The organism is Cupriavidus sp. 01L43 (genome assembly GCF_056399925.1).
The window spans coordinates 251,076-277,719 of sequence record NZ_JBFTSH010000007.1; the positions used below are offsets into that span (position 1 = coordinate 251,076).

General features: G+C 66.9%; 26 protein-coding genes. 5 read left to right on the top strand and 21 right to left on the bottom strand.

All coding sequences use genetic code 11. The annotated features are described in order from the left end of the window. Positions 1-73 precede the first annotated feature (73 nt). The gene (gene fliE / locus AC1DP9_RS14840) at positions 74-394 is read left to right on the top strand and encodes a flagellar hook-basal body complex protein FliE (RefSeq protein ID WP_092295476.1); all 321 of its coding nucleotides are present in this window, start codon (positions 74-76) and stop codon (positions 392-394) included. A gap of 103 nt (positions 395-497) precedes the next feature. Here fliE and AC1DP9_RS14845 read toward each other — a convergent pair whose 3' ends face one another. The 16 genes from AC1DP9_RS14845 to AC1DP9_RS14920 form a co-directional block, all read right to left on the bottom strand. Further along, on the bottom strand, positions 498-1,151 hold the full coding sequence (locus tag AC1DP9_RS14845) for an LbetaH domain-containing protein (protein WP_441645399.1): 654 nt from the start codon (positions 1,149-1,151) through the stop codon (positions 498-500). Beyond that, positions 1,142-1,951: an NAD-dependent epimerase/dehydratase family protein gene (locus tag AC1DP9_RS14850; protein ID WP_477107775.1), complete on the bottom strand. Its 810-nt coding sequence runs from the start codon at positions 1,949-1,951 to the stop codon at positions 1,142-1,144. Before AC1DP9_RS14850 ends, AC1DP9_RS14845 begins: the two co-directional genes overlap by 10 nt. A gap of 18 nt (positions 1,952-1,969) precedes the next feature. Next, positions 1,970-3,040, bottom strand: coding sequence for an FkbM family methyltransferase (locus AC1DP9_RS14855; protein WP_092295470.1), 1,071 nt, complete (start codon positions 3,038-3,040; stop codon positions 1,970-1,972). A gap of 43 nt (positions 3,041-3,083) precedes the next feature. Beyond that, positions 3,084-3,629, bottom strand: a complete 546-nt coding sequence (gene rfbC, locus AC1DP9_RS14860) for a dTDP-4-dehydrorhamnose 3,5-epimerase (protein ID WP_477107776.1) — start codon at positions 3,627-3,629, stop codon at positions 3,084-3,086. Then, a complete protein-coding gene (locus AC1DP9_RS14865) occupies positions 3,626-4,879 on the bottom strand; it encodes a methyltransferase domain-containing protein (protein ID WP_477107777.1) in 1,254 nt (417 codons plus the stop codon). The genes rfbC and AC1DP9_RS14865 overlap by 4 nt, the downstream gene beginning before the upstream one ends. Further along, positions 4,876-5,958: a CDP-glucose 4,6-dehydratase gene (rfbG, locus tag AC1DP9_RS14870; protein WP_477107778.1), complete on the bottom strand. Its 1,083-nt coding sequence runs from the start codon at positions 5,956-5,958 to the stop codon at positions 4,876-4,878. The genes AC1DP9_RS14865 and rfbG overlap by 4 nt, the downstream gene beginning before the upstream one ends. Continuing rightward, entirely contained in the window at positions 5,958-6,728 is a 771-nt protein-coding gene (gene rfbF / locus AC1DP9_RS14875; protein WP_092295458.1) for a glucose-1-phosphate cytidylyltransferase, read from the bottom strand. The genes rfbG and rfbF overlap by 1 nt, the downstream gene beginning before the upstream one ends. Further along, complete coding sequence (locus AC1DP9_RS14880) at positions 6,725-8,971, bottom strand: O-linked N-acetylglucosamine transferase, SPINDLY family protein (protein ID WP_477107779.1); 2,247 nt, start codon at positions 8,969-8,971, stop codon at positions 6,725-6,727. The genes rfbF and AC1DP9_RS14880 overlap by 4 nt, the downstream gene beginning before the upstream one ends. Positions 8,972-9,153: 182 nt before the next feature. Then, positions 9,154-9,450 carry an EscU/YscU/HrcU family type III secretion system export apparatus switch protein gene (locus AC1DP9_RS14885; RefSeq protein ID WP_092295452.1) on the bottom strand — a complete coding sequence of 99 codons (297 nt, stop codon included), beginning with the start codon at positions 9,448-9,450 and terminating at the stop codon, positions 9,154-9,156. After that, positions 9,447-10,811 (bottom strand): flagellar hook-length control protein FliK, encoded by a 1,365-nt coding sequence (gene fliK / locus AC1DP9_RS14890; protein WP_477107780.1) that lies wholly within the window; start codon positions 10,809-10,811, stop codon positions 9,447-9,449. Before fliK ends, AC1DP9_RS14885 begins: the two co-directional genes overlap by 4 nt. A 77-nt stretch (positions 10,812-10,888) precedes the next feature. Beyond that, the gene (locus AC1DP9_RS14895; protein WP_092295446.1) at positions 10,889-11,221 is read right to left on the bottom strand and encodes a flagellar protein FliT; all 333 of its coding nucleotides are present in this window, start codon (positions 11,219-11,221) and stop codon (positions 10,889-10,891) included. 1 nt (position 11,222) lies between these two features. Further along, positions 11,223-11,672, bottom strand: a complete 450-nt coding sequence (gene fliS, locus AC1DP9_RS14900; RefSeq protein WP_092295443.1) for a flagellar export chaperone FliS — start codon at positions 11,670-11,672, stop codon at positions 11,223-11,225. Between the two features lie 16 nt (positions 11,673-11,688). After that, entirely contained in the window at positions 11,689-13,104 is a 1,416-nt protein-coding gene (gene fliD / locus AC1DP9_RS14905) for a flagellar filament capping protein FliD (protein WP_092295440.1), read from the bottom strand. Positions 13,105-13,152: 48 nt separating this feature from the next. Next, the gene (locus AC1DP9_RS14910) at positions 13,153-13,530 is read right to left on the bottom strand and encodes a flagellar protein FlaG (protein ID WP_477107781.1); all 378 of its coding nucleotides are present in this window, start codon (positions 13,528-13,530) and stop codon (positions 13,153-13,155) included. A gap of 127 nt (positions 13,531-13,657) precedes the next feature. Further along, positions 13,658-14,848: a FliC/FljB family flagellin gene (locus AC1DP9_RS14915; protein ID WP_092295434.1), complete on the bottom strand. Its 1,191-nt coding sequence runs from the start codon at positions 14,846-14,848 to the stop codon at positions 13,658-13,660. Positions 14,849-15,085: 237 nt separating this feature from the next. Continuing rightward, a complete protein-coding gene (locus AC1DP9_RS14920; protein WP_092295431.1) occupies positions 15,086-15,406 on the bottom strand; it encodes an RNA chaperone Hfq in 321 nt (106 codons plus the stop codon). Between the two features lie 116 nt (positions 15,407-15,522). Between AC1DP9_RS14920 and AC1DP9_RS14925 the strand changes: the two genes are divergently transcribed. From AC1DP9_RS14925 to AC1DP9_RS14935, 3 genes are all read left to right on the top strand, one after another. Further along, the gene (locus AC1DP9_RS14925) at positions 15,523-15,744 is read left to right on the top strand and encodes a hypothetical protein (protein WP_092295428.1); all 222 of its coding nucleotides are present in this window, start codon (positions 15,523-15,525) and stop codon (positions 15,742-15,744) included. 581 nt (positions 15,745-16,325) lie between these two features. Further along, positions 16,326-18,284 carry a methyl-accepting chemotaxis protein gene (locus AC1DP9_RS14930; protein WP_477107782.1) on the top strand — a complete coding sequence of 653 codons (1,959 nt, stop codon included), beginning with the start codon at positions 16,326-16,328 and terminating at the stop codon, positions 18,282-18,284. A gap of 169 nt (positions 18,285-18,453) precedes the next feature. Next, complete coding sequence (locus AC1DP9_RS14935) at positions 18,454-20,034, top strand: MDR family MFS transporter (protein WP_369823442.1); 1,581 nt, start codon at positions 18,454-18,456, stop codon at positions 20,032-20,034. Between the two features lie 13 nt (positions 20,035-20,047). On the opposite strand, the gene AC1DP9_RS14940 is transcribed toward AC1DP9_RS14935, so the two are convergent. From AC1DP9_RS14940 to AC1DP9_RS14960, 5 genes are all read right to left on the bottom strand, one after another. Beyond that, the gene (locus AC1DP9_RS14940) at positions 20,048-20,971 is read right to left on the bottom strand and encodes an oxygenase MpaB family protein (RefSeq protein ID WP_441592379.1); all 924 of its coding nucleotides are present in this window, start codon (positions 20,969-20,971) and stop codon (positions 20,048-20,050) included. 66 nt (positions 20,972-21,037) lie between these two features. Next, on the bottom strand, positions 21,038-22,075 hold the full coding sequence (locus AC1DP9_RS14945) for a cytochrome d ubiquinol oxidase subunit II (protein ID WP_092295417.1): 1,038 nt from the start codon (positions 22,073-22,075) through the stop codon (positions 21,038-21,040). After that, positions 22,072-23,457 (bottom strand): cytochrome ubiquinol oxidase subunit I, encoded by a 1,386-nt coding sequence (locus tag AC1DP9_RS14950; RefSeq protein WP_477107783.1) that lies wholly within the window; start codon positions 23,455-23,457, stop codon positions 22,072-22,074. The genes AC1DP9_RS14945 and AC1DP9_RS14950 overlap by 4 nt, the downstream gene beginning before the upstream one ends. 3 nt (positions 23,458-23,460) lie before the next feature. Beyond that, positions 23,461-24,114 (bottom strand): GbsR/MarR family transcriptional regulator, encoded by a 654-nt coding sequence (locus AC1DP9_RS14955; RefSeq protein WP_477107784.1) that lies wholly within the window; start codon positions 24,112-24,114, stop codon positions 23,461-23,463. A 75-nt stretch (positions 24,115-24,189) separates the two neighbouring features. Then, positions 24,190-25,185, bottom strand: a complete 996-nt coding sequence (locus AC1DP9_RS14960) for an NAD(P)H-quinone oxidoreductase (RefSeq protein WP_477107785.1) — start codon at positions 25,183-25,185, stop codon at positions 24,190-24,192. Between the two features lie 139 nt (positions 25,186-25,324). On the opposite strand from AC1DP9_RS14960, the gene AC1DP9_RS14965 reads away from it, so the two are divergent. Beyond that, the gene (locus tag AC1DP9_RS14965) at positions 25,325-26,197 is read left to right on the top strand and encodes a LysR family transcriptional regulator (protein WP_092295408.1); all 873 of its coding nucleotides are present in this window, start codon (positions 25,325-25,327) and stop codon (positions 26,195-26,197) included. Positions 26,198-26,644: the final 447 nt, after the last annotated feature.

Below are 26,644 nucleotides of genomic sequence, written 5' to 3' on the forward strand. Positions count from 1 at the left end.
CACTGAAAACGGACTGCGTGTGATGTATCAGGCGCGTGGCTCCGGAAACCCCTCTCACAGAACCGGACGCGTCATGACGATCTCCTCGATTGAAGGCATGCTCCAGCAACTGCGCGGCCTGGCGCAGGTGGCTGGCGGCGGCAGCACCAACCAGGCCCCGGCGGCCTCCACCGAAGGCTTCGCGGGCGAACTGCAACGCTCCATGCAACGCCTGAACGCCGTGCAGGACCGCGCCTACGGCCAGGCCGAAGCCTTCGAAATGGGCAAGCCCGGCGTGGCCCTGAACGACGTGATGATCGACATGCAGAAAGCCAACGTGTCGTTCCAGACCGCCGTCCAGGTCCGCAACCGCCTGGCGGCGGCGTACCAGGAAATGATGAATATGCCGGTTTGATGGCAGTTCTCCGACCCGCGCAGCGGTTGGGGCGTGGGTCGGGAACGACAAAAAGGCCATGTTGCGCTGCCGCGACATGGCCTTTTTGCCGTCTGTCACCCCCTCAGACCCTGAAATACTCCGTCGCCGCCCGCTCGTAGGCGGGCTTGCAGATCAGGTCGCCGGCGTCGCCGGCGTAGACCAGGCAGTCGCCCGGGGTGTCGCGGTTCAGCACGCTGACGCCCTGCGAGATCACCGAGCCGTTGCGGACGTGGCTGCGGCCGATGATGGCGGTGTTGGGGTACATGACCACGCCGTCGCCGATGACCGGGGCCACGCCGTGGTTCTTGCCCACGGTGGAGTTCTGGTACAGGACGAGGTAGTTGCCGTAGGTGGCCTTGGCCAGCACGATGCCGACGGAGTGGCCGATGAAGAACACCTCGGGCATCTCGATCTCGTAGAACAGGTCGATCGCGTTGAGCGCCTTGTTGAGCAGGAACAGCTTGGTGCAGGCCTCGCCGTGGCGCTCGTTGCGCCAGATCGTGTTCGAGAGGTAGTACAGGTACTGGCAGTACTGCGACGAGTGCAGGTAGTTGAACTGGCCGGGGCGCCACATGCGCACGGCGTCGATGCAGTGGCCCACGCGGGTCAGGGCCTCGTCCATGTGCCGGGACACCACGGGCAGCAGCGCCGCGTGGCGGCCGTCCGGCACCAGGTTGGCCACCTGGGCGCAGGTGTAGGCGGCCAGCGACTCGCGGGTATGGCCGATCAGTTCCATGGCTTGATCCCCTCCAGATAGCTCGCCACCACGTCGCGTACGTCGCGCGGGGCCACGCCGAGGCCGCGCAGTGCCTCGGTGCTGCACACGGCGGCCCGTTGCACGGGCGAGGCGCGGGTCAGCCCGATGTCCCAGCCGAGCCGGCTGAAGACCTCGGCCAGCTCGCCGTTGGACACATTGGCGCCGCTGGCCAGGTTGAAGATGCCGCTCGCGCCGCCCGTGGACATCGCGGTCAGTGCGCCGACCACGTCGTCCAGGTGGATGTAGTCGCGCACGAAGCCGGCGTCGCTGTCGAGCGTGAACGCGCGCTCGGTGGTGGCCCGGATCAGCCATTCGGACAGGAAGCCCGGCGCTTCAGGCGCCCAGTCGAACACGCACGAGAGCCGCGCCACGGCGGCGCGGCCGGCGGCCACGGTCAGGCAGAGGTTTTCGCCCAGCCCCTTCGACAGGTCGTACAGCGCGCGCGGGCTGGCCGGTTGCAGCGTCAGCGCGGCGGCTTCGTCGCCCACGGGCAGCTGCGAGGTGTCGTAGAGCCGCGTGGAGGACAAATACACCAGATGCGCGAAGCGGTTCGCGCGCAGCACATCGGCCAGCAGCGAGACGTGCGCCGTGACGGTGTCGAACGGGCGCGCCGCGAAGTCGGCCGTCAGGCCGGCGCAGTAATACACATGGCCCAGGTCCCGGGTGAAGAGCGCGCGGTCGCCGCGCGCGGGCACCCAGACCTCATGGCCGGCACGCCGCAGCGTGTCCGCCAGGCGGCGGCCGACAAAGCCGGCCCCGCCGATCACCGTACAGCGCATTGCTTTCCTCGGTGTCGATCAGTTGACGGGATGGTGGAGCGCCGGGTCACGGTGCCACAGCAGCTTGGGGCTCACGCCCGGCACGACCGCGAAGTCCTTGCCCGCCAGCAGCGCCGGGTCCTTCACGGCCACCATGTTGAAGCCGTGCGCCGGGCCTTCCAGGTAGACCTGGTCCACCGGCACCAGCTCCACGGGGCGGCCTTCCATGTTCACGTTCGAGTTGAAGTCGCGCACGGCGTAGACGTGGTAGCCGAAGCCGGTGAGCATGCGGATGATCTCGGCGTTCTGCAGGCCGGCGCTCCAGTCCACGTAGTGGCGGTGCACTTCGAACACGAGGTTCGGGGCTTCGCCGGCCGGGCGGGCCAGCTGCTTCGCCGCGCCCTTGAACACGTTCAGTTCGGCGCCTTCGATGTCGAGCATGATCAGGCCGAGCTTGTCCACGTTCTGCTGGGCGCAGTACTCGTCGATGGTGATCGTCGAGAAGCTGTCATCATCGGCGGGGCCGTCGGTGTGCTCGGCATGGGCGAACGAGTCGTGGCCCACCAGGCGTAGTTGCGTGGTGCTGTCCGACCACAGGCCCAGGCGCCAGCTACGGATGTTTTCCACGTGGTTCAGCGAGGCGTTGTTGCGCAGCATGCCGAGCTGGTCGGCATTCGGCTCGAACGCGTGGCAGGTGCCGCCGGCCTGCGCCAGGCGGCGCGCCATCAGGATCACCTGGTCGCCGAAGTAGGCGCCGCCCACCACGGCATGGCCGCCGCGCTCGCACAGCTTCAGCAGCAGCTTGGTGGTCTGCGGCTCCCACACGTGGTCCGGCTGCGGCGGCGTGCTCATCAGGAAGTCGCGCGCGATCTTGGTGCGGTACAGGAATTCGAACACCGTGCCGTCGGCCAGCGTCTTGCGCAGGCGCGACTGCTCGTTGTACATGGCGTCGACGATCGGGCCGGTAATGTCGTCACGCACGCTGCCTTCGTAGGCGTCCAGGTCTTGCTCGATGCTCTTGCACAGGGCGATGACCTTGTCGCGGGCGGCGGCGCTGCCGCCCACCGTGCGCAGGGCGTCGGACAGCTTTTGCAGATGTTCAGTCGTCATGGGTGGCTCCGCTTGGATTGTCAGGATCGAATAAAAGGGGTTGTCAATGCTCGCCAAGCCCGGCGAGCAGGGGAAGCGCCAGGTCCTTCGCGGAGACCATGCGGTCCGCGCAGTCTGGCCAGTCAATGCCGATGGCGGGGTCGTCCCAGCGTACGCCGGCACTGCTGCCGGGCGCGAACGGCACCGTCATCTGGTAGAACACCTCGGAGAGCGCCGTGCGGGTCTGGAACCCGTGTGCGACGCCCTTCGGGATGTAGATCGCCCGTTGGTTGTCCGCCGACAGCTCCACTGCCTGCCATTGCAGGTAGGTGGTGGACGCGCGGCGCAAATCGAGGATCACGTCGTACACCGCACCGGTGGTCACGCGCACGAGCTTGTCCTCGGCATGCGCCCCGGTCTGGAAGTGCATGCCGCGCAGGATGCCGGCGCGCGTGTTGCGCGAGACGCTCTGCTGCAGGAAGTGCGCGTCGAGGCCGTGCTCGGCGAACGCCGCCACGCAGACCGTGCGCGCGAAAAAGCCTCGCGCGTCGGGCAGCGGTTCGGGGTCCACCAGCCAGGCGCCGGCGATGCGGGTCGGGGTGAAGATCACGGCAGGACCACGGTATCGGGAATGGGCACCACGAAGCGGCCGCCCCAGGCGCGGATGCCGGCCATCTGCTCGATCACCTCGTCCTTGATGTTCCACGGCAGGATCACCAGGTAGTCGGGCCGGCTGGCGTAGATGGAATCGGGCGAGCGCACCGGAATGCGCGTGCCGGGCAGCAGCTTGTTCTGCTTGGCCGGGTTGCGGTCCACCACGTACTCGATCAGGTCGGCGTCGATGCCGCAGTAGTTCAGCAGCGTGTTGCCCTTGGCGGCGGCGCCGTAGGCGGCCACGCGCTTGCCGGCGCGGCGCGCCTCGATCAGGAAGGCCAGCAGGTCGCGCTTGGCCTGGCGCACGCGCTCGGTAAAGCGGGCGTAGCGGTCCGGCGAAGTCAGGCCGCCGGCGACTTCCTCATCCAGGCAGGCTTGCACGGCCGGCGTGGTGGCGCGGCGCGAGGCCTGGTGGCAGGCAAACAGGCGCAGGCTGCCGCCGTGCGTGGCCAGGTGCTCGATGTCGAACACGCGCAGCCCGGCGCGAGCGAGGATCGGCACCAGCGCCGTCAGCGACAGGTAGGAATAGTGCTCGTGGTACAGCGTGTCGAACTGGTTCTGTTCGAGCAGGCGCAGCAGGTGCGGGAACTCGAGCGTGATCACGCCTTCCGGCTTCAGCACGATCGGCATGCCGCCCACGAAGTCGTTGATGTCCGGCACGTGGGCCAGCACGTTGTTGCCGAGCAGCAGGTCCACCTCCCAGCCTTCCACGCGCAGCGCGCGCGCGGTGCGCTCGCCGAAGAACAGCTCGCGGCTGTCGATGCCCTTGGCGCGCGCGGCTTCGCCGGTATTGGCGGAAGGCTCGATGCCCAGGCACGGCACGCCGTTCTGGTGGAAGTACTGGAGCAGGTAGCCGTCGTTGCTGGCGAGCTCCATCACGCTGCTCGCCGGTGTCAGGTCGAAGCGCTCGGTCACCGCCGTCACGTAGCGGCGGGCGTGTTCGAGCCACGAGGTGGAGAACGACGAGAAGTAGACGTAGTCGTCGTGGAAATGGGTTTCCGCCGGTGTGGCGTCGCGCAGCTGCACGAGCCAGCACTTGTGGCACACCATGGCGTGCAGCGGATAGAACATCTCGCCCTGTGCGATGTGCTCCGGCCGGATGAAGGCATTGGAGACCGGCGACAGGCCGAGGTCCACGACGGTTTGCGTCAGCGGTGCGCCGCAGGCGCGGCAGCAAGGGGTAGGAGCGGTGGCAGCAGTGGTCATGCGCAGAATTGCTCGATCTGTTGTTCGGTGATGGCGCGGGCCTGGCCCGGCTCGTGCTGGACCGTGCGATACCAGCGTGCGGTGGCGGCCAGCGCCTCCTCCAGCGTCCAGCGCGATTGCCAGCCCAGCAGCGTGTGCGCCTGGGAGGAATCGAGGTACAGGTTGCGGGCCTCGTGCGGCGCAGCGCCCGGCGGCGGGCAATGCGCCCACTGGAGTTCCGGCCAGTGTTGCTGCAATCCGCCCAGCACGCGCGCTACCGGGAGGTTGTCGCGCGCTTCCGGGCCAAAGTTGAAGGCGGTGGCCAGCGCGGCGTCGCCGGCCAGCAGCCGGGCGCCCAGCAGCAGGTAGCCGTGCAGCGCTTCCAGCACGTGCTGCCACGGCCGCGTCGCCTGTGGGCTGCGGATCTCAAGCGTGGCGCTACGGGCGGCAGCGCGCGCGGCGTCGGGAATCAGGCGGTCTTCGGACCAGTCGCCGCCGCCGATCACATTGCCGGCGCGCGCGGTGGCGAGCAGCACGCCACGCTCGGCCAGGAACGACTTGCGATAGCTGGCGGCCACGAGTTCGGTGCCGGCCTTGCTCGCGCTATAGGGGTCATGGCCGCCGAGCGGATCGGTCTCGCGGTAGCCCCATAGCCATTCCTTGTTGTCGTAGCACTTGTCGGTGGTGACGATGATGACCGCGCGCACGGACGGGCAGGTGCGCACCGCGTCGAGCAGGTTGACCGTGCCCATGACGTTGGTGGACCACGTCTCGGCCGGGTCGCGGTAGCTCGCGCGCACGAGCGGCTGCGCTGCCAGGTGCAGCACGATCTCGGGTTCGGCCGCGTGCAGCGCGCGCGTGAGCGCGGCGGCATCGCGGACATCGCCCACCGTATGCTGCGCGAGCGCCGGCGCCACGCGCGCGGCGTCGAACAGGCTCGGCGTGGTGTTGGGCGCGAGGGCGTAGCCGCTGACGCGCGCATCCAGCCGCGCGAGCAGCAGCGCCAGCCAGGCGCCCTTGAACCCGGTGTGCCCGGTCACGAAGACGCGCCGGCCTGCGAAGGCGGAAAGCGCCGCCGACGGGGAAGCAGTCGACACCATTACCAGCGCTTCCAGGGCGCCTTGCCGGATTGCCAGAGGTCTTCCAGCAGGTTCTTCTCGCGCAGCGTGTCCATCGGCTGCCAGAAACCGGTATGTTCGAACGCGGCCATCTGGCCGGAGCGGGCGAGCTGGCGCATCGGCGCTTCTTCCCAGCTCGTGGTGTCGTCCGGAATCAGGTCGAGCACTTCCGGGTGCAGGATGAAGAACCCGCCGTTGATCCACGCGCCATCGCCACGCGGCTTCTCGGTGAAGCCGCACACCTTGTCGTTGTCGCGCTCGAGTGCGCCGTAGCGGCCCGGCGGCTGCACGGCGGCCACGGTGGCACGGCGGCCGTGCTCGCGGTGGAACGCGATCTCGGCCGTGATGTCGATGTCGGACACGCCGTCGCCGTAGGTGAAGCAGAACGGCTCTCCGGGCGTTAGGTACTCGCGCACGCGGCGCAGGCGGCCGCCGGTCATCGAGTCCTCGCCGGTATCGACCAGCGTCACGCTCCACGGCTCGGCCTTGCGGTGGTGCACGGCCATGCGGTTCTCGCGCATGTCGAACGTGACGTCGGACATGTGCAGGAAGTAGTTGGCGAAGTACTCCTTGATGACGTAGCCCTTGTAGCCCAGGCAGATCACGAACTCGTTCACGCCGTGCGCCGAGTACATCTTCATGATGTGCCAGAGGATGGGCTTGCCGCCGATCTCGATCATCGGCTTCGGCCGCAGGTGCGATTCCTCGGAGATGCGGGTGCCCAGGCCCCCGGCCAGGATGACGGCCTTCATGCTGCCACCTCCTCGGCGGCGGCTTCGGGGGCGGCCAGCGTAGCCACCTCGATGCCGATCACCTCGAACACGGTAGGCGGCGGGGAGGCTTCCAGCACTTCCAGTGCCAGGCCGAACTGCTCGTCCAGCAACTGGGCGAGCGCGGACTTGTCCAGGCCGAGTTCGTCGAGCCAGAGCGCCAGCTTGCGGTACAGCGGCAGCGCGTATGGGCGCATGCCGATCGCTTCCACCAGCAGGTCGATGGCCGCGTCAGCCTCGCCGTTGTGGTACTTGAATTCGGCCAGGCCGTAGGCCACCACCCAGTTGCGGTACCAGGTGGACGTCAGGTTCTCCAGCACGTTGAGCAGCGGCACCCATTCCTTCAGGTGGATGTGAGCGGCCACCGACATCACGAGGTCCTCGGCGGGATACCACGCGCCGGCGAAGAACAGGCCGGAGCGGCGCGGTTCGGTGCGGGCGGGAATCGGCTTGGTCTCGCTGCAGATCTCGGTCAACTGGTCCTCGAACCAGGCGGCGAAGCGCTGCGCGTCGAACATCTCGCTCTGCTCGGCACGCGGACGGATCGACATGCGGATCTCGTTGAGCTGCTGCACGTCCGAAGCCAGCGCGCAGGCCACGTCGACGTACTGGGCCTCGGTCTCGCAGATCAGGTCGTCCAGGCCGGCGGCGTGCAGGAACGGGGCCGACACGCGCTGGTGGAAGGTGTCGCCGGAGAAGGTCACCACGGGCACGCCCATCCAGATGGCGTCGCAGGTGGTGGTGCCGCCGGTGACGGGCGCGGTGTCCAGCGCGATGTCGATGCGGTTGTAGGTCACGTACTGCGCGGCGCCGTCACGGTTGATCAGCTCCACACGGCTGGTGTCGATGCCATGGGCGACCATGCGCTCGTAGAGCATCTCGCGCACGTTGTCGCGGTCGCAGCCGGTGGCTTCCACCAGCATGCGGGCGTTCGGGCAGCGTGCCAGCACGGCGCTCCACAGCCGCATGGTCTTGGGACCCAGCTTGGCGATGGTGTTGCACGAGCCGAATGTGATGTAGCCGTTGTTCAGCGCCGGGGTCGGCTGCACGCGGAATTGCGGGTCGTAGATCTTCAGCGGGTTGGTGACGATCGGGTGGTAGGCGCTGAACACCGGCGCACGGAGCAGTGTCTCCGTGTAGTTGTGGTCGAAGCCCTCCGGATCGGCGGTCCAGTCGGTCACGCGGTACTCGATCTGCTCCATGCCGGTGGTGCCGGGGTAGCCCAGCCACGTCAGCTGCTTCGGGGCCAGGCGGTGGACCATGTAGGTCAGCGGCGAGGCGCCCGTGTAGCCGCCCAGGTCGATCATCACGTCGCAGCGCTGCGCGCGCACGGCCTTGACTACCTCGGCCTCGGACATCCTGTAGAGGTCGTGGAAGCCTTCCGCGTAGACGCGGATCTTCCTGGTGATGTTGTCGTTGACGTTCGACAGCGAGAACAGGTGCACCTCGAAGCGCGTGCGGTCCAGGTTGGCGATCAGCGGGATCAGGAAGTAGGCGCAGGCATGGCGGCGCAAGTCGTTCGACAGGATGCCGATGCGGATCCGCTCGCCCTGGCTGGCCTGCAGCGCCGGGGCTTCGACGGGCGTGCGGGCCAGCGTGCGGGCCCAGTCGGTGGCCTCACGGCGCAGTTCCTCGGCGCCGATGGTTTCGTCGTAGAGCAGCGAGAACAGCAGGTTGGAGCGGTTCACGCGCTGCAGCGGGTCCAGCGCACAGGCGCGGCGGAACACCGGAATGGCTTCGATGGTGCTGCCCGATTCGCGCAGCGCCGAGGCGTAGTTGCCCACCGCCACCGGGTCGTTCGGCAGCAGCGCGGCGGCTTTCTCGCCGGCCAGGCGGGCGCCGTAATAGTCGCCGGTATAGAACATGGCCGTGCCGAGCACCTGCCACAGATGGGCCGAGCCAGGCTGGAGTTCCAGGCTGCGCTGGAGCAGCGGAATGCCGGCGGCGTAGTTTTCCAGTGCCACGTCGAGCGCGCCGACCAGGCCCAGGAAGCCCGGATGGTTCGGGAAGCGTTTCATGCCGGCTTCCGCCAGCCGCTTGGCTTCCTCGCTATGGTTCATGCCGGACAGGCACAGCGATTCGATGTAATACGGTTCGGGGAGCGTGCCGGCGCTGCGCTTGGCGGCGCGGGCGAGCTTCAGCGCTTCCGCATACTTGCTGGCGTTGTAGGCAGTCCAGGCCTGCTGGATCGTCCGCTGCGCGGGACTCGAAACGTTCTTGGTCATGGCGTTGTGCTTTGCAAAGGCGCGGTGTCAGCCCGGACAGCAGACGGGCTGATCGATGCATGCACAGTAACAAGGGACGTTCCGCGCCATCGGCCGGAACACGGGCCGAAATTGGCGCTATTTCAGCGGGGGTGCCGTTTTCGGCGCCTCGGGGGCCGGGTCAGATGAGGGGCAGGCGGGGGTCAGGTGAGGGCCGGAAGGGATGCCGCCGCATCCGGCTGCTCCATCCGGTGCAGCCAGACCAGCAACTCGGCCACGGCTACATAGAGCTGCGGGGGAATCTGGCTGTCGAGGTCCACCTGCATCAGCAGGTTGACCAGCGCCGGGGAGCCGTGCACGTAGACGCCAGCCTCGCGGGCACGGGCGATGATGGCTTCGGCGGACAGGCCGTAGCCCTTGGCCACCACGCGCGGGGCCTTGTCGGCGGACTGGTAGGAGAGCGCGACGGCGGCGCCGCGGTTCGGATCGTTCTCGCTCATGACTGGGCTGCGGGAATGGCGTCCAGACGCGCTTCCACCTCGGTGGCCGCGCTGACGTTGAGGTTCAGCAGGGAGATGCCGTGGGCTTCGAGTTGGCCGCGGAAGTCAGCGCCTGCTTCGGCCAGACGGCCAGCGGTGGCGCGGTCGTCGGCCACCAGTCGCGCTTCCAGACCGTGCGCGCCGAGAGTCAGCACGGCATCGACATGCCCGAGCCGGGGCAGATCCAGCCGCAGCCGGGTGCTCCAGGTCGCGGCATCTGCCGATGTGGGCGAGTGCTCACCTTGCTGCTCGCGCGTGACTTCCCAGTCCATCGGCATGCCGGGCCAGGCTTCCACGGTCCAGCGGAACTGCTGCGTGGCGAGCAACTCGAGCTGGTGGCGCACCACGCCTTCGCTGGCCGGGTGGACTGGCGGGCCGACGTCTGGCTGCGGCGCGGCGGCGGGCTGGTCGGGCGCATTCCAGCTGGCGATGATCGCCGCGCGCTGGGCCTGGGCGATATGGTGGCCTTCGTGCGACACCTCGGCCGTGATCTGGTAAGCATGCGCCGCCGCATTGGCGTGCGCGGCACGGCGCTGTTCGGCGGCCGGTGTCGAGGGCGTGGCCTGGCCGGGCGTGGCGCCGGCGGGCTGGCCCGGTTGGCCGGCCTGGCTCCCTGCGTCGGCGCCATGGCCGCGCGCTGGCTGCGCCGGTACGCCGGTAGTCAGCGGAAAGATGGTCGGGCGCGTCAGTTCTGCCAGGATCGCGGCGCTCGGGGCCTGCGCGGGCGCGGCGGGCGGGCCGCCATAGGGCAGCAGCGCCACCGGCGCACCGGCGCCGGGCGCGGGCTGCTGCGGTGGCGTCGCGGCGGGCGGGGCCGTCTGGGCCGGCGGGGCGGGCTGGCGCAGGCCGGCCTGCGGCTCCTGCAGCAGGGCCGACAGCGGGCGCTGGCCCACTACCCATTGCGCCACATGCGATTCGTAGAACAGGCCGCTCTGGTCGACCAGCGTGGCGAGCGCGGCGGACAGCGTGGCGGCCGACGCGTTGCCCGCGCCGGGCGCGGTGGCCAGCAGCGGGGCGCGCGTCTGCAGCGGCTGCGCATCGCCCGATTCGAACAGGTCGAGGATGGCGCGCGCCGCGAAGCTCAGGGTCTCGCGCGTGGAGGTGGTCAGCGCGTTGCCGCGCGCGTCCATGGCGCCGGGGCCGACCGCGCTGGGCGGCCGGGCCTGGACGGTCTCGCCCGTGGACGACTGCACGTCGCCCTGCGAGACGTCGTGCACCGGCATCAGCGCCGCGAGCTTGTCGATGGCCAGCGCCGGGCGCGAGAGTTGCGTGTCCGGTGCAGCGTGGGGCACCAGGGCCGCCGGGATTTGGATGCCAGTCATGGGCGCGTGTCAGCGGATGGCGATGGACGTGATACGCGTCGGTCGATCCCTTCCGCAAGCACGGAAGGGCAGTGGATTCAGGCGGCGGCGCCGTAGGCGGCGGACAACTCGAGCTTGCGGCGCGAGCTGTTCAGCAGTTCGCCCAACTGGGCCAGGCGCGGCATGGTCAGGTCGCGGATCCGGGCGTCGTAGGCCAGGATGCGCTCCAGCAACTGGAAGCGGCGCAGGCGTTCGTTGTCGGAGAACGGCTTGGTGTGGTCGAGCAGGCGCAGGCGATCCACTTCGGCCATGTAGACCTGCTGGAGATCGTTGAGCGCATCCCAGTTGGACGCGCGCGCGGCTTCGAGCATCTGCTCCGAGAGCACCAGCAGCTCTTCGTAGCTTCTGACGATGGGGGACATATCGAACATCTCAGGATTCCTGCAGGGCCGGCTGCGTGATGGCGGTCGGTGCAGCGGGCTCGGCGTCAGTGGGCGCTGCCGGGTCGATGGCGGTCCAGGCCGAGGCAAGATTCTCGAGCAGGGCATCCACTTCCGACAGCAGGGTAGCGTCGCCGCGCAGGTTGGCCAGCATCAGGCGACGGGTCATGTATTCGTACAGCGATTCGAGGTTGGCGGAGATTTCCCCGCCCGCCTCGTGGTCCAGCACCGCGCGCAGCCCGTTGTCGATGATGTTGATAGCCTTGGAGATGGCATTGCCGCGCGCCTCCAGCTCGCCGTTGTCCAGGTGGAACCTGGCACGGGCGATGGCCGAGCGGGCGCCGTCGTACAGCATCGCGATCAGCTTGTGCGGGCTGGCGCTCATGACCCCGGTCTGTACACCGACCTGGGCATAGGCATTGATGGCTTGGCGCGCGAACATGGTGAACTCCGGTGACTTACTTGCTGCTTGTGCCGTTCATGGCCGCGAACTGCTGCGTCAGGTAGCTGCTGGTCTGGTTCAGCTTCGACACCAGCAGGTCCAGCTGCGTGAACTGCGCGCGGTAACGGTCCATCGTCGACGTGACGCGGTCCTGCGTCGCCGTGTACTTGTCTTCCAGGTCCTTCAGCGTGGCGGTGATGCCGTCGGTGGCTGCCGTCAGTGCGCCGGAGGTGCCGTTCAGCGAGTCGACATAGTCGGTGATGGTCTTGCCCATGCCGGCCGAACCATCCACACCCGAGAAGAACTTGGTCAGGTCCTGGAAGTTGTCCGAGAGCGCCTTGTTCAGCTTGTCGTCGTCGATTTCCAGCTTGCCAGCGTTGCCGGTGGTCACGTTGAACTCGATGCCGAGATCGGACAGCGTGACCGAGCCGCCGTTGCCGTCGGACATCGGGGTGGTCAGCATCGAGCGCAGGCGCGTGGCGATATTGCGCAGCGTGCCGTCGCCGTTCAGTGCGCCAGCCGTGCCGGCATCGGTGTCGAACGTGGTCAGCGAGCCGACGGCCGACAGGATGTTGTTGTACGCGGTGACAAAGCCTTGCACGCTGGCCTTGATCGACGCGTCGTCGCGCGTCACGTTCATGGTCGTGGTGCCGGTGGACTTCAGCGTCAGGGTCACGCCCTGGGCCGCGCCCTGCACGGTGTTGCTCTGGCTGGTGACGTCGATACCGTTGATCTTCAGCGTGGCGTTGGCAGCGGCCACCTTCTCGGACATGCCGTTCGGCTGCGTGGCCACGGCCGGGTCATAGGCCACGATGTCGCTCACGGCGCTGTCGCTGGCGCTGATACGCATGCCGGACTGGGTGCCGGTCTTGTTGGACGTCAGCACGATATGGTAGGGCGTGCCGCTGCCGTCGTTGATGATACTGGCGGTGACGCCGATATTGGCCTTGTTGATCGAGTCGCGGATGCCTTCCAGCGAGGTATCGGAGCCGATCGTCACCGTCTTGGTGCTGGTGGGCGTGCCGCCCGTGGCGAGGTCGGCGCCGAAGTCCACCGTGATGGTGCCGCCGCCGATGGCAGCGGTCTTGTCGGCCACCGACTTCGAGACCAGCGATTGCGCCGCGGCCAGCGAGGACACGTTGATGTTGTAGCTGCCTGCCACGGCGGTAGCGTCGGTGGCGGCGCTGAGCACGCTATCCGAGCCCACGGCGGCCTTGACGGCGCTCCACGTGGCGGCGGTGTTCAGCGTCTTGGCGGCGGCCGAATAGGCATCCAGCACGCTCTTGATGGTGCCGTAGCCGGACAGCTTGGCCTGGTAGCTCTTGGCCTGGTTGTTGATCTGCGTGAGCGGAAGTTCTTCCGCTGCCTGGAGCTTGTCGAGCAGCGTTTGCAGCTCGAGGTTGGAACCGATACCGATGGAAGAGATTGCCATGACTGTTCTACCTATTGTTATTTGTCTTCAACTGGGTGATTGCAGAGGTCAGACGGCGTGGCTCACGAACAGGCCCTGGAGCTTGTCGATCGCGCGCGCCAGGCGCACAACGTCTTCATTCGGCATTTGCCGGATGATCTCGCCCGTCTCCTTGTCGAAAACCGTGGTGATGACGCGGTGCGTCTGGTCGTCGATGGCGAAGCGCAGGCCAATGGAGGTGGTCTTCAGCACGTCCACCAGCTCCTGCACCGCGGTGGCGGTGTTTTCAGGCGCATCGGCGGCGGGCCGGGTGTCCGCGCGGTCGGCTTCACGCGACGGGCGAACGGCTTTTACCGTGGCGGTCGGGGCGGCGGAAGCCGGCGCGATGGCCACGGTGTCGGCGGGAATGCGGGCCGCCGGAGTGGAAACGGGATTGGGAGTTGCCATGGTTTGCTCCGTCCGGTGAGGCGAGGGGTTCTGCTCGGTTGAAACGCTTTGCAGGCAGTGGGCTGCCTGCAAAACATTCCGGCAAAAAAGCCGGGCCTTGCGGCCCGGCCTTCTTGCGGCGCGGCGATTAACGCAGCAGCGACAGCACGTTTTGCGTGGTCTGGTTTGCTTGCGACAGCACCGAGGTACCAGCTTGTTGCAGGATCTGCGCGCGGGTCATGTTCGACACTTCCGTTGCGTAGTCAGCGTCTTCGATGCGCGAACGCGAAGCCGACAGGTTGTTCACCGTCGTGCTCAGGTTGTTGATCGTCGACTCGAAGCGGTTTTGCACAGCACCCAGGCTCGAACGCAGGCTGTCAACCGAAGCCAGTGCGGAGTCCAGCGTCTTCAGCGGGTCAACCGTGGCAGCTTGTTGGAAGTCCGAAGCTTGCAGCGAAGCGCCCTTGATCGTGAAGCCGGCGGTGGAACCCGACACCGAAGCGTCGCTCGGCTTGACGGCGATGTACATCGTCGTCGAGGTAGCCGTACCGTTGCCAGCCAGGCCCTTCGAGGACAGAGCGGCGTCGTCGGCGGCGGTCAGGCCGGTCATGCTCACTTGCACGAACCAGTTGCCCTTCGAATCCGTCACGACGGATTGCGAGTTGATGGCTGCCGAGGTGTTCAGGCCCAGAGCGCGCTGGATGTCAGCGGCGGCGATGCCGGTTGCCGAAGCAGCCGTCACCGGGGTAGCGGAACCCAGAGCCGTTTGAGCGGCGGCGGAACCGATCGAAGCCGTGGCACCTTGCGGGCCGGCAACGCTGAAACCAGCGACGCCCAGGGTCTTCGAGGTGATTTCCTTCAGGGCGATCGAGATGGTTTCGCTGTCGTTGGCGCCAACCTGGATCGACATGTTCTGGTCCTTGGCCAGAACCTTGACACCGTTGAACTGGGTCTGAGCCGACACGCGGTCGATTTCCGACAGACGTTGCTTGATTTCGTCCTGGATCGACTTCAGGTCCGAACCCGAGTTCGTACCGTTGGCGGCTTCCACCGACAGTTCACGGATACGTTGCAGGTTGTTGTTGACTTCGCTCAGGGCGCCTTCGGTCGTTTGCGCGATCGAGATACCGTCGTTGGCGTTACGCGAAGCTTGCGTCAGGCCCTTGATGTTGGCGGTGAAGCGGTTGGCGATGGCTTGACCAGCAGCATCGTCCTTGGCGCTGTTGATGCGCAGGCCCGACGACAGGCGCTGGATCGCGGTGTTCAGCGACGATTGCGACGTGTTCAGGTTGCTCTGCGTTTGCAGCGACAGAATGTTGGTGTTGATGACTTGCGCCATGGTACGACTCCTATATGCAATGTTTTAGGCATTCCGGCGGGTGCCGTAACGTTGGCTGCCTGCGTTGCAGGGCGTAGAGTGCCTCCGTTGCAAGGGTTATCGACAGGGCGGTAGGAGACTTTAGAGTGATCTTTGCGAGAGTTTGCGGGCGCTGCCCGGAACCCCCGGCGTTATTGCGGATGGCGGCCGGCCCGGGGAATGGGCGGGGCGCCGCCGGCGCGGGCCGGCCTGGCGGCGTCAGCGGCGCTTGCGGGTGCGCGGTATATATAGACGCACAAAATCCGGCGACGCCTCGGCGTCCAGCACCGCTGCGTCGGCTTCCGGCGCGTGCGCCGGCGTCACCACGGTAATGGCGCGCTTGTAGACCACCGTGGGCATGGGATCCTCGCCCGTTTTGCCCAGCAGAATCATGTAGTTGTCCGAGGCCAGCACGATCCCGGTCAGCCGCGTGCCATTCGAGAGGTGCACGATGACGGTATTGCGGCTGGCGCTGTGGGCCGCAAAGTGCAGATGCTGCAACTTTCGGCTGGGACGGGGAACCTTTTTTTCCTGCTTCACAACTTCTCCGGAAGAGCCCGCGAGGGTTCTGGCGGCGGTCAACGGTCCGAGGACCAGGCGCATGGATCGAGGTCGCACTAAAAGTGACGGATGGCGCGCCCTGATCCCGGCGAGATATGAAACATTCGCTCTCGGAGCCGGGGCAGGGGCTCACCTTCATCACGTTAACGGGCGCGCACACCGAACGGTTGAATGGCGCCATCCGGCCGAGCAATTCGGCCGGCCTTGCGAGGAGAGAAGGGGAATACTTCAGCCGGGAGGGTAACAAAGTTTTACAAGTGTTGACAAAGTTGGCCCGCGAACAATGCCTAGAGGTAAAGCTCTATTTATTTTATTGATGCAGTCGGTGTGATTGAAGTAGCACCTTCGTTGTCGCGGCCAGACAGAAAAGCAACGTTTGCGCCGCAATCCGCTCGCGCTAAAGCTTTCCGGGACGCTGCCGATAACTGCCGATATGCCCGAATGTGCGGCATGGCACGACATGGAACGCGAAAGTGCTCAATTCGTTACAGCCGCCATCAGGGCATTCCCTGATAGAAGCCTCATTTACACCTCATGTAAGCAGGTTTATATTCCGGGGTTCGGACCGGTTTACCCCCGGTCTTTCACAGCAGTCCTGAAAGCCTACGAGCACCCCGCGCGTGGGCTTCTTTTTTTTGCCCTCGTCGTTTCGTCGCGGTCTGTCGCCGCAGTGGCCGTGGTCGGCCGGGCCGGAGTGCCCGGAACAGATTAGACGCCAGTCGTTGACGCGGCAATTTGACGAACTGCCGGCACTTTTCCCCCTATTTCGATTTTCCGCTCAAGAAGCGCACCGGCCTGCCCGATAGCGCTGATGGCGACACCCGGATTCCGGTGGACGCTAGACGTACATCCAACATCGAAAAAGAGAGAAAGGTACGCTGAGATGGGCTTGCGAAACATGGGTATCGGGGCACGACTGTCCCTGGCATTCTGTGCGGTGGTGTTGCTGCTGGCGGCCGTAGCGGCCGTGGGCGTGACGGCGCTGCGCGGGATGAACGATGCGATGCACCAGGCGGTGGAGCAGCGCCTGCTGCGCGTCATCGACCTGAACCACGTGAAGGAAGGGGCGCTGCAGATCGGTGTGCTGGTGCGCGACGCCACGCTGACCGAGGATCCGGCGCTGGCCGCCCAGAACATCGACAAGGTGAACAAGCTGCGCGACGAGATGCGCGCCAGCCTGGAAACCCTGGCCAAGATCATCGAGGCCAGTGGCCGGGCCGAGTCCAAGGCCATGTTCGAGCAGCTCAACCAGACCCGGACCACCTACAACGGCCAGCTCGACCTCGTCATGCAGCAACTGCGCGGTGGCGACTTCAATAGCGCCCGCGCCGGCCTGATCGTGACGCTGCCGGCGGCGCAGGGCGCCTATTTCGACAAACTCGACGAAGCCGCCGCGTCTGGCCGGAAGATGGCCATCGACGCCGTGGCCGAGGCTTCCGACCACTATGTCTTTGCCCGCAACCTGCTGATCGGCCTGGCGGCCGCCGCCGCCGCGATCGCCGCGCTGCTGGGCCTGGCCATCACCCGCTCGGTGACGCGCCCGGCCGGCCAGGCGCTGGACGCCGCCGAGGCGCTCGCCCAGGGCCGCCTGGGCCACGCCATCGCCGTGCGCACCCAGGATGAGATGGGCCGCATGCTTGGCGCGATGGAACGCGCCTTCGGCCAGCTTGGCGTGCTGGTACGCGGCATCCAGCAGGCCGCCGGCTCGATCGACACGGCAGCGCGCGAGATTTCCAGTGGCAATACCGATCTCTCCCAGCGGACCGAGCAGCAGGCGGCCTCGCTCGAGGAGACCGCCGCCTCGATGGAGGAATTGACCTCCACGGTGCGCCAGAACGCCGAGAACGCCCGCCAGGCCAACCAGCTGGCGGTCAACGCCTCGGATGTGGCCACGGAAGGCGGCCGGGTGGTGCGCAGCGTGGTCGACACCATGGATGGCATCTCGAAATCCTCCGCACGCGTGGCCGAGATCATCAGCGTGATCGAGGGCATCGCCTTCCAGACCAACATCCTTGCGCTGAACGCGGCTGTGGAAGCGGCCCGCGCCGGCGAGCAGGGCCGGGGCTTCAGCGTGGTGGCGGCCGAGGTGCGCAGCCTGGCGCAGCGTTCGTCGTCGGCAGCCAAGGAGATCGGCGAACTGATCAACAGCTCGGTGCGCCAGGTGCAGGACGGCGCCAAGCAGGTGGAAGTGGCCGGCAAGACCATGGACGACATCGTCGGCGCCGTGCGCCGCGTGACCGACATCATGGGCGAGATCAGCGCGGCCAGCGAGGAGCAGACCGCCGGCATCGAGCAGGTCAGCCTGGCGATTACCCAGATGGAATCGGTGACGCAGCAGAACGCAGCGCTGGTGGAGCAGGCCAGCGCGGCGGCCGAGAGCCTGATGCAGCAGGCCGGCGGGCTGGTGTCCGAGGTGGCGCGCTTCGACCTGAGCGGCGTGCGCGCCCCCGAGGCACGCGCGCCCCAGGCCGTGATGACGGCCGCGCCGCGCATGGCCGCCCCGGCCAAGCTCCCGGCCAAGCTCCCGGCCCTGGCTGCGCCAGCCCCCGCCCGTGTGCGGGCCATCAGCCGTCCGGCAGCGCCTGCGCTGCCGGCCAAGGCATCGCCTGCCCCGGCCCCAGCCCCCGCACCCCGCAGCGCTCGCGCCCCGGCCGTGCCGGCGGCGGTGCGTCCGCCGGTGGCGCGCAAGCCGCAGCCGTCGGTGCTGGCCGCGCGCCAGCCGGCCACGCCCGCCAAGCCGCGTCCGGCAGTGACGCCCCAGCGCAAGGAGCCCGTGCTGTCCACGCCGGCCCGCCGCCGTCCCGCAGCCGCGCCCGCGCCTGCCACGGTCGAGGCTGGCGACTGGGAAACGTTCTGATCGACCGTCCCCACTTTCAGGCGGCGCCAGCGTCGCCTGAAAGCCGCCTGTAAGCCGGGCGGCACTTCGGCAAGCAGGGCCGGCGGCATGCGCCTACAATACCGGCTCTCCTTGACCAGACAAGAGCAGACACGGCCGGTCGCGCCGCCGTCTGCCACGCAGGCCTTCCATGTCCGCCCCTTCCGTGCCGCCTCCCCAGCAGTCATCCCCCCAGCCGTCCCTCCGGTCACCTGACGCCTCGCCGCCAGACGTGCCCGTCATGCAGGTGCTGTTCGGCCTGATGCTGGCCATCCTGCTCGGCGCGCTGGAACAGTCGATCGTGGCCGTGGTGCTGCCGGACATCGCGCTGCAGCTCAACGGCTTCGAGGATATGGCCTGGGTGATCTCGGCGTATCTCGTTGCCTCCACCGTGGTGACGCCGATCTACGGCAAGCTGTCCGACGTGCTCGGGCGCCGCTCCGTCCTCTCGTTCTCGATCGTCCTGTTCCTGCTGGCGTCGATTTTCTGCGCCATGGCCACGACCATGCCGATGCTGATCCTCGCCCGCATCCTCCAGGGCCTGGGTGGCGGCGGGCTGATCTCGGTCTCGCAGGCGACCATCGCCGATGTGGTGCCGCTGCGCGAGCGTGGCCGCTATCAGGGCTATGTGAGCGGGGTCTGGGCCGTGGCGAGCATGGCCGGGCCGGTCATCGGCGGCTACCTGGCGCATTTCCTGTCCTGGCGCTGGATCTTCTGGATCAACATCCCGCTGTCCCTGCTGGCGCTGGTGGTGGTGCGCCGCGCGCTGCGCCACCTGCCCGTGGGCGGGCGCCGGCACCGCATCGACTACCTCGGCGCGCTGCTGTTCGGCGGCGGGCTCTCGGGCGTGCTGGTGTTCCTGACCCGTCTGGGGCAGGGCCACTCGCCGCTGGAATTCCAGACCCTCGGCCTGCTGGTGGCCGGCGTTGTCGGCATGGTGCTGTTCGTCTGGCAGGAGCGGCGCGCCGTCGACCCGGTGATTCCGCTGTCGATGCTGCGCGTGCCCACGGTGGCCATCTGCTGCACCACGCTGTTCCTGTGCTTCTTCCAGCTGATTGCGATGTCGGTGCTGCTGCCGCTGCGCTTCCAGGTGGTGGGCGGCGCCCATGCCGACACCGCCGCGCTGCGGCTGGTGCCGCTGACGCTGGCGATTCCGTTCGGCGCCTATATCTCCGGGCGGCTGATGTCGTGGAGCGGCCGTTACAAGCCGATGCAGCTGGCCGGCTCGATCATCGCGCCGCTGGCCATCGTGGCGCTGGCGTTCATGCCGCCGCAGGCCGTGATGGCGTCCGCGCTGGTGATGATCGTGCTCGGGCTCTCCATCGGCCTGCAACTGCCGAGCGGGCTGGTTGCCACGCAGAATTCGGTGCCGCCGCAGCAGGTGGGCATCGCCACGGCGCTGACGGCTTTCTCGCGGCTGCTGGGCGGGGCGGTGGGCGTGGCCGTGCTGACCACGGTGCTGATCGCCCTGCTGCGTCATAGCGGGATGGCCGTGAGCGACCTGAGCGGCGGCGAGGATGTGCTGATGAGCATGTTCCGGCGCGCGATGGGCGCGGCCAACGATGGCGACGCCGCGGCGGTGCGCGTGGCGGCCGAGCAGGCGTTCCGCACGCTGTTCCTGTTCAGCGCGGCAGTGTCCGTGATCGCCCCGTTCCTGGTGATGCGGCTGCGCGAGACCACGCTGCGCGGCAGCCCGGTTGCCGCTACGGCCGCGGCCAGCGCGGCGGAATAACCCGGCTTACCTGTTACGCGCTGCGCGCCACGCGCCGCCGGGCGCGGGCTGCCAGCCCGGGGCCGAGCACCCAGCGCAAGGTGGGCGCCAGCGCGCCCATCGCCGGCACGGCCAGGGTCCGGCGCACCGAGCGCCGGTGCAGCCCGAGCGCCTCGCGCGCCCAGGACGGCAACAGCGCCACGCCGGCATCGGCCATGGTCCGCACGGCCGGCACCAGCATCGGATTGGCCACCGGCATCGCCATCACCAGTCGCACCACTTCACGCGTGCGCTCACTGTTAACTAAATAGGGACGCTGGGCTTCCAGGTAGGCGTGTACCTCGGCGCGGGATCTCGGCACGTCCGGCGCGCCCAGCAGGGCGGCCACGGTGGCTTCCTCGGCGTAGTAGCGGTCCTGATCGGCGGCCGAGAGCGGGCCGACATAGCGCAGGTATCCCGCCAAGAAACTCGACACTTCGGCCACATGCACCCAGGTCAGCAGCGCGGGGTCGTCGGCGGCGTAGGGCTGGCCGTTTGGCGCGAGGCCGCTGATATTGGCGTGGATGTGGCGCACGCGCTCGATCAGCCGCATGGCGTCCGCACGGCTGCCGTAGGTGGTGCCGGCGATGAACTGCGCGGTGCGGCCGAGCCGGCCCTGCATGTCCGTGCGGAAGGTGGAGTGGTCCCACACGCCGGCCAGCGCCAGCGGATGCAGCGCCTGGAGCAGCAGCGCGCTGACGCCGCCGGCCAGCATCGCCGGGAAATCGCCATGCACGCGCCAGCAGACTGCATCGGGGCCGAACAGGCCGGGATCGCCCGGCGGGTTGTCGTAGTCGATCGACAGGCCGGAGTTGCTGCGTGTGAGCGCGCGCACCTGCGCGCCGGCATGGCTGCGCAGGCGGGTCAGCAGCGGAGGGGTGGCGGGTTCCGTGGGGGGGCCGGGGACGCGTGAGGACATGCCGCTGGGGCGCCTCCCTGGCGCCCGGGGCCACGGGTCAATGAGTGGGGACGGATCAGTAGTAAATCAGTAGTAATGCAGGTCCGTGGCCTTGCCCCAGAATACACGGTACGCGTAGACCGTGTAACCCAGGATGGTGGGCAGCACCACCGCCGCGCCGATCAGGATCACTGCCAGCGATTCCGGTGCGCTGGCGGCCTGCCAGATGTCGATCTGATCCACCACGAGGTAGGGGAACAGGCTGTAGGCCAGGCCGTTGAACGCCATCAGGAAGATCACCGCCGTGCCAGCGAACGGCACCCAGCACCAGCGGTCGTTGCCGCGCGCGTGCAGGTCGCGCATCTTGCGCAGCAGCCGCTCCACCCCCACGAACACGCCCAGCGTAATCAGCGGAATCGGCGCCAGCAGGATGATGTTGGGCAGCGAGAACCATTTCTCGAAGATCCGCGCGCTGACCAGCGGCGTGACCACCGAGATGGCTGCCACGCCCAGCGCCGTCAGCCACAGGCTGCGCCGCGCCCAGTAGATGGCGCGCAGTTGCAGGCTGCCGGTGGTCTTCATGATCAGCCAGCTCGCGCCGAGCAGGCAGTAGCCGGCCACCAGGCACAGCCCCACGGCCACCGCGAACAGCAGGTTCGGCAGGTCGTAGCGGAAGCCGGTGATATAGAGGCCGAGCATCAGCCCCTGCGAGAAGCTGGCCAGCAGCGAGCCCGCGTAGAACGCGAAGTTCCACCACGGCTTGTGCGGATCGCGCGCCTTGACGCGGAAGTCGAACGCCACGCCGCGGATGATCAGCCCCGCCAGCATCATCGCCACGGGCAGGTAGAGGTGGGTCAGGATGGCGCCGTGCGCGAGCGGGAAGGCCGTCAGCAGCAGGCCCACGCCGAGCACCAGCCAGGTTTCGTTGGCATCCCAGAACGGGCCGATCGAGGCGATCATGCGGTCCTTGTCCGCATCGTCAGCCCGGCGCAGCAGCACGCCCACGCCGAGGTCGTAGCCGTCCAGGATCACGTAGATCAGCATTGCCAGCCCCATCAGGGCCAGGAAGACCAGCGGCATCCAGCCGGCCGGCTGGGTCAGGTCGGGAAGGGTGGCCGGGTTCATGACTTGCTCCTGGGTTGGCCGGGAAGGACGGGTTGCGGTGTCTGGAAGGCGTCGGGCGCGGCGGTATCCTCCGGCGGGGCGCCGGCCTTGCGGGCGAGGTGGAACACCACCGAGATATAGGCCACGATCAGCGCCAGATAGAGCGCCAGGTACATCGCCAGCGTGCTGGCGATCATCGCGGCGGGCACCTTGGAGGCGGCCTGCGCCGTGGTCAGCACGCCATAGACCAGGTACGGCTGGCGGCCGATCTCGGTCACGTACCAGCCGGCGACGAGCGCCACCCAGCCGGAGAAGGTCATGGCCACCAGCGCGCGGGCCATCCACGGTGCGGGCTCGCCGCGCCGGCGGAACTGCCACGCGCCGATCCACGACACGGCCAGCATCAGCAGGCCCACGCCGACCATGATGCGGAAGGCGAAGAACAGCGGGGCCACGGGGGGATGGCGGTCCGGGAAGGCGTCGATGCCCTTGATTTCGCCCTCGAGGTCATGGGCGAGGTAGAGCGAGGCCAGCTTGGGAATGGCGATTTCGAAGTCGTTGGTCTGTGTGCGGGCGTTGGGAATGCCGAACAGCACAGCCGGCGCGCCCTTCTCGGTCTTCCAGATGCCCTCCATCGCGGCGATCTTGGCCGGCTGGTGATGGAGCGTATTCAGGCCGTGGAGGTCGCCCGCCACGATCTGCAGCGGGATCAGGATCGCCGCGAGCACCACGCCGGTCCGCATCGCATGGATGACATCGCGCCCATGGTCCCCGCGCAGCCAGCGGTAGGCCGAGACGCCGGCCAGCAGGAAGGCCACGGTCAGCCCGGACGCCAGCAGCATGTGGGTCAGGCGGTAGGGGAACGACGGATTGAAGATGACTTCGAGCCAGCTCGTGACGTGGGCGCGGCCATCGATCATCGCGAAGCCGGCCGGGGTCTGCATCCACGAATTCAGCGCGAGGATCCAGAACGCCGACAGCGTGGTGCCGCCCGCCACCAGCAGCGTGGCGATAGTGTGGGTGCGGTTGCTGACGCGCCGCATGCCGAACAGCATGATGCCGAGGAAGGTGGCCTCCAGGAAGAAGGCGGTCAGCACCTCGTAGGCCAGCAGCGGGCCGGCGATGTTGCCGACGGTTTCCATATAGCCAGGCCAGTTGGTGCCGAACTGGAAACTCATGGTGATGCCGCTGACCACGCCGAGCGCGAAAGTCAGGGCGAAGATCTTGACCCAGACGCGGTAGGCGGCCATCCAGCTTTCATCGCCGGTCTTGCCGTAGCGCAGCTTGAAGAACAGCAGCACCCAGCCCAGCGAGATGCTGATCGTGGGGAAAAGGATGTGGAACGTGATGTTGGCGGCAAACTGGATGCGCGCCAGCACCACGGGGTCGAGACTGGCAAACACGGGCTACTCCTTGCGGGGGCGGGAGGACTTTGCGGGGGTCTTGGGGGCTTTCTTGGGGGCGGCGGCGGGGGACTTGTCGGCGCCCTTGTCAGCGCTCTTGTCGCCGCCCATGCCGATGGCACTGGCGAAGCGGTCCTTGACGTCGAGCAGCTTGGCCACACGGGAGCCGAGCCGCATGAGCTTTTCCAGCGTGGCGACGTCCAGCCGCTGCATGTCGCCAAACCACGTGGTCACCAGCAGGATCAGGCCGTACATCTCCTTCATGCGCGCCTGGGCGTGGCGGTCTTCCGGGGAGGTGGCCGCCTCGAGCTGCACTTCGCGCAGCATGGACAGCGTGGGATCGATCTCGCGGCGGCGGCGCTCCTCGGCCAGCGTGCGGAAAATCGCCCAGACGTCATCGGGCGCGGAAAAGTACTCGCGGCGGTCGCCCGGCTGGTGGGAGAGCTTCACCAGACTCCAGGATTCCAGTTCCTTGAGGCCGATACTGACGTTGGAGCGCGAGAAACCGAGCGATTCGGCGATTTCATCGGCATTGAGGGGGCGCGAGGCGGTGAAGAGCAGGGCGTAAATCTGACCGACCGTCCGGTTAATACCCCAGCGGCTACCCATCTCACCAAAGTGAAGGACAAAGCGCTGGATCAGGGGCGAGAGCTGCATGAACGTTTCGAACTTTCAGTAATTTGTGAAAGTTTAATACGGATCAAGGGGGCATGCAGGAGTTTTTGCGGTGCGTCAAAAGGTCACAGAAGCCATCGTCAGCATGATCTTCCCCACATTCTGGTTGGATTCCATGCGGTGGTGCGCATCAGCTGCATTCTTCAACGGAAACGTGCTGTCGATGACGGGCATCAGGCAGTGGCTTGCAAATCGAGGAAGCCACGTATCTGCGAACCGGCGAGTCATGGCATGTTTCACCGCTGGCGGGCGCGATTTCATGACCGTTCCCATGATTTGCAGGTGTCGGTAGAGCACTCGATCCAGCGGAAGCTCGGCGCCTTGGATGCCGCCAAGGATGCCAACTTGAACCAGCCGGCCGCCAAAGCCCAGGGAGCGAATGTTGCGTGCCAGGTAGGGCGCGCCGACGAAATCGATAATCACATCGACGCCGCGCTCCTCGGTGACTTTATTCACCACCGCCTCGAAGTCTTCGGTCTTGTAATCAATGGCGACATCGGCGCCGAAACCGATTACGGCTTCGCGCTTGCTGCCGTCGGCCGTTGCCAGCACCCGGGCACCTACCGCGTGCGCCAGTTGCACTGCGGCCGAGCCGACGCCACCAGCCGCCGCATGGATCAGCACCGACTCGCCTGATGCCAGCCGACCAAGGTGACCAAGCGCCTCCCAGGCGGTGACGAATACTTCTGGCAGCGCGCCCGCATGCACGTCGTCCAGCCCATCGGGAATGTGCATGGCCATGCGATAGTCGATGCGTGCCAGCTCCGCGTATCCGCCGCCGCCCACGATTCCCATGACGCGATCCCCAATGGCGAAACCCTGCACCTCTGAGCCGATTGCAATCACCTCGCCGGCAATCTCCAGGCCCATGATGTCCGAATCGCCGAAGTTCGTGCGCCCGTACCCCCCACGCCTGTGCGTCAGATCCGCTCGGTTCAGACCGGCAGCACGATTGCGCACCAGCAAGTCATGGGGCCTGACCTCCGGATCCGGCACATCGGTGAGTTGCAGAACGTCGGCGTCGCCGAATTCAGCGAAGGTGATGGCTTTCATGGTTTGTCCCTGGTGGATCGCGCTTGCGCCGGACGACAGCCGCCCGAACATTGGTAGCCAGTATAGAGTTGCACACCGATGAATCGATGCGGCAATATTCAGCTTCTCCAATGCAAAAACGCATCACAAGGCCGACAGCATGAACTGGGATGACACACGGGTATTCCTCGCCGTGCAGCGCGAACGTACGCTGCGCAAGGCCGCCAAAGTAGTGGGGCTGGACCAGGCTACGGTCGGACGGCGCATTGCCGCGCTTGAGCATGCATTGGGCGCCACGTTGTTCTTTCGGGCGTCGGATGGCTACGCCCTGACATCTGCTGGCGAAAGTGTCCTGAAAGCAGCGGAGAAGATGGAGCAGTCCGCGCATGAACTGGCCAGGCAGGCACAAGGTGTGGACAATCGGCTGGCGGGTGAGGTGAGGGTGACCACGACAGATTCGCTCGCACTCGCGTTCGTGATCCCGGCGATTGCCAGCTTGCACGTCGAACATCCGGACGTCAGGGTGCAATTGAGCACCTCCACACAAGTGCTCAACCTCGCTCGGCGCGAATCGGACATCGCCATTCGTACCCAGAAACCGGAAAGCCCCGACCTGGTGGCACGGCGGCTGGCCCGCTGGCGCGTGGGGCTCTATGCAACGGAGCATTACCTGAGTCGCCACGGCGAGCCTGAACGTGGGACGGGATTCACGGGGCACGATCTCGTGCTCTATCAGCCGTTCCTGTCGGGCAGCAGTAGGCCCACGCTGGTGGGCGAGCCTATCCATGCGGGACGCATTGTCGCCAGTGTGCACTCAAGCCTGATGCTGCGAGCGATGATCCGTGCCGATATCGGTATCGGCGAGGTGCCGGTGCATATGGGCGAACGGGATGGGCTGGTAAGGATCTGGCCCGAGCTTTCAAGGGCGGCAGCCTACGAAGTCTGGCTAGTCACCCACCAGGACCTCCGTCATACCGCAAGGGTTCGGGCGATGATCGATGCCATTGCGGCGCGCTTTGAGGCCGAGGGATGAGGTGCAACGGTGTCTATAGCGCTATTTTTGCGTGCGCCTGATTGGTGGACCGGTTTTACCTGGGCGCCCAGCCCAAGGCAGTCGGGCCGCCCCGGGCAATGAATTTCTGGTCTCGACCCATAGTGGCCGGTTGTCTTGCTCCGAACCGGACGCTCAACGCTCATTGACGCGTGCTGAATGTGTCGCTGTCGAGTGAAGGGCAGCGCAGTTTAATGAATTGAGGAAGGCCGTTATTGGCTTCTGGCCGAACTCGTCGTCTGGCCCGCCGCGTCCCGCGCATCGGCGCGGAGGACCACATCCGACCGAGGCTGTGTGAAAACGTCTTGATGACCTAGACTGAGTCAACGCATTCGGATTGGGGGATCGGATGAAGCGATTCATAGAGGGAGAAGATAGGAAGCAAGCCACGCTGCTTCCAGAATGTCTCGATGACTTCATCGCCGAGGA

Excerpts from the sequence above, each read along its gene's own strand:
- fliE (WP_092295476.1), top strand. The coding sequence starts at position 74 with ATGACGATCTCCTCGATTGAAGGCATGCTCCAGCAACTGCGCGGCCTG.
- AC1DP9_RS14845 (WP_441645399.1), bottom strand. The coding sequence starts at position 1,151 with ATGGAACTGATCGGCCATACCCGCGAGTCGCTGGCCGCCTACACCTGC.
- AC1DP9_RS14850 (WP_477107775.1), bottom strand. The coding sequence starts at position 1,951 with ATGCGCTGTACGGTGATCGGCGGGGCCGGCTTTGTCGGCCGCCGCCTG.
- AC1DP9_RS14855 (WP_092295470.1), bottom strand. The coding sequence starts at position 3,040 with ATGACGACTGAACATCTGCAAAAGCTGTCCGACGCCCTGCGCACGGTG.
- AC1DP9_RS14865 (WP_477107777.1), bottom strand. The coding sequence starts at position 4,879 with ATGACCACTGCTGCCACCGCTCCTACCCCTTGCTGCCGCGCCTGCGGC.
- rfbG (WP_477107778.1), bottom strand. The coding sequence starts at position 5,958 with ATGGTGTCGACTGCTTCCCCGTCGGCGGCGCTTTCCGCCTTCGCAGGC.
- rfbF (WP_092295458.1), bottom strand. The coding sequence starts at position 6,728 with ATGAAGGCCGTCATCCTGGCCGGGGGCCTGGGCACCCGCATCTCCGAG.
- AC1DP9_RS14880 (WP_477107779.1), bottom strand. The coding sequence starts at position 8,971 with ATGACCAAGAACGTTTCGAGTCCCGCGCAGCGGACGATCCAGCAGGCC.
- AC1DP9_RS14885 (WP_092295452.1), bottom strand. The coding sequence starts at position 9,450 with ATGAGCGAGAACGATCCGAACCGCGGCGCCGCCGTCGCGCTCTCCTAC.
- fliK (WP_477107780.1), bottom strand. The coding sequence starts at position 10,811 with ATGACTGGCATCCAAATCCCGGCGGCCCTGGTGCCCCACGCTGCACCG.
- AC1DP9_RS14895 (WP_092295446.1), bottom strand. The coding sequence starts at position 11,221 with ATGTTCGATATGTCCCCCATCGTCAGAAGCTACGAAGAGCTGCTGGTG.
- fliS (WP_092295443.1), bottom strand. The coding sequence starts at position 11,672 with ATGTTCGCGCGCCAAGCCATCAATGCCTATGCCCAGGTCGGTGTACAG.
- fliD (WP_092295440.1), bottom strand. The coding sequence starts at position 13,104 with ATGGCAATCTCTTCCATCGGTATCGGTTCCAACCTCGAGCTGCAAACG.
- AC1DP9_RS14910 (WP_477107781.1), bottom strand. The coding sequence starts at position 13,530 with ATGGCAACTCCCAATCCCGTTTCCACTCCGGCGGCCCGCATTCCCGCC.
- AC1DP9_RS14915 (WP_092295434.1), bottom strand. The coding sequence starts at position 14,848 with ATGGCGCAAGTCATCAACACCAACATTCTGTCGCTGCAAACGCAGAGC.
- AC1DP9_RS14925 (WP_092295428.1), top strand. The coding sequence starts at position 15,523 with ATGAAACATTCGCTCTCGGAGCCGGGGCAGGGGCTCACCTTCATCACG.
- AC1DP9_RS14930 (WP_477107782.1), top strand. The coding sequence starts at position 16,326 with ATGGGTATCGGGGCACGACTGTCCCTGGCATTCTGTGCGGTGGTGTTG.
- AC1DP9_RS14935 (WP_369823442.1), top strand. The coding sequence starts at position 18,454 with ATGTCCGCCCCTTCCGTGCCGCCTCCCCAGCAGTCATCCCCCCAGCCG.
- AC1DP9_RS14940 (WP_441592379.1), bottom strand. The coding sequence starts at position 20,971 with ATGTCCTCACGCGTCCCCGGCCCCCCCACGGAACCCGCCACCCCTCCG.
- AC1DP9_RS14945 (WP_092295417.1), bottom strand. The coding sequence starts at position 22,075 with ATGAACCCGGCCACCCTTCCCGACCTGACCCAGCCGGCCGGCTGGATG.
- AC1DP9_RS14955 (WP_477107784.1), bottom strand. The coding sequence starts at position 24,114 with ATGCAGCTCTCGCCCCTGATCCAGCGCTTTGTCCTTCACTTTGGTGAG.
- AC1DP9_RS14960 (WP_477107785.1), bottom strand. The coding sequence starts at position 25,185 with ATGAAAGCCATCACCTTCGCTGAATTCGGCGACGCCGACGTTCTGCAA.
- AC1DP9_RS14965 (WP_092295408.1), top strand. The coding sequence starts at position 25,325 with ATGAACTGGGATGACACACGGGTATTCCTCGCCGTGCAGCGCGAACGT.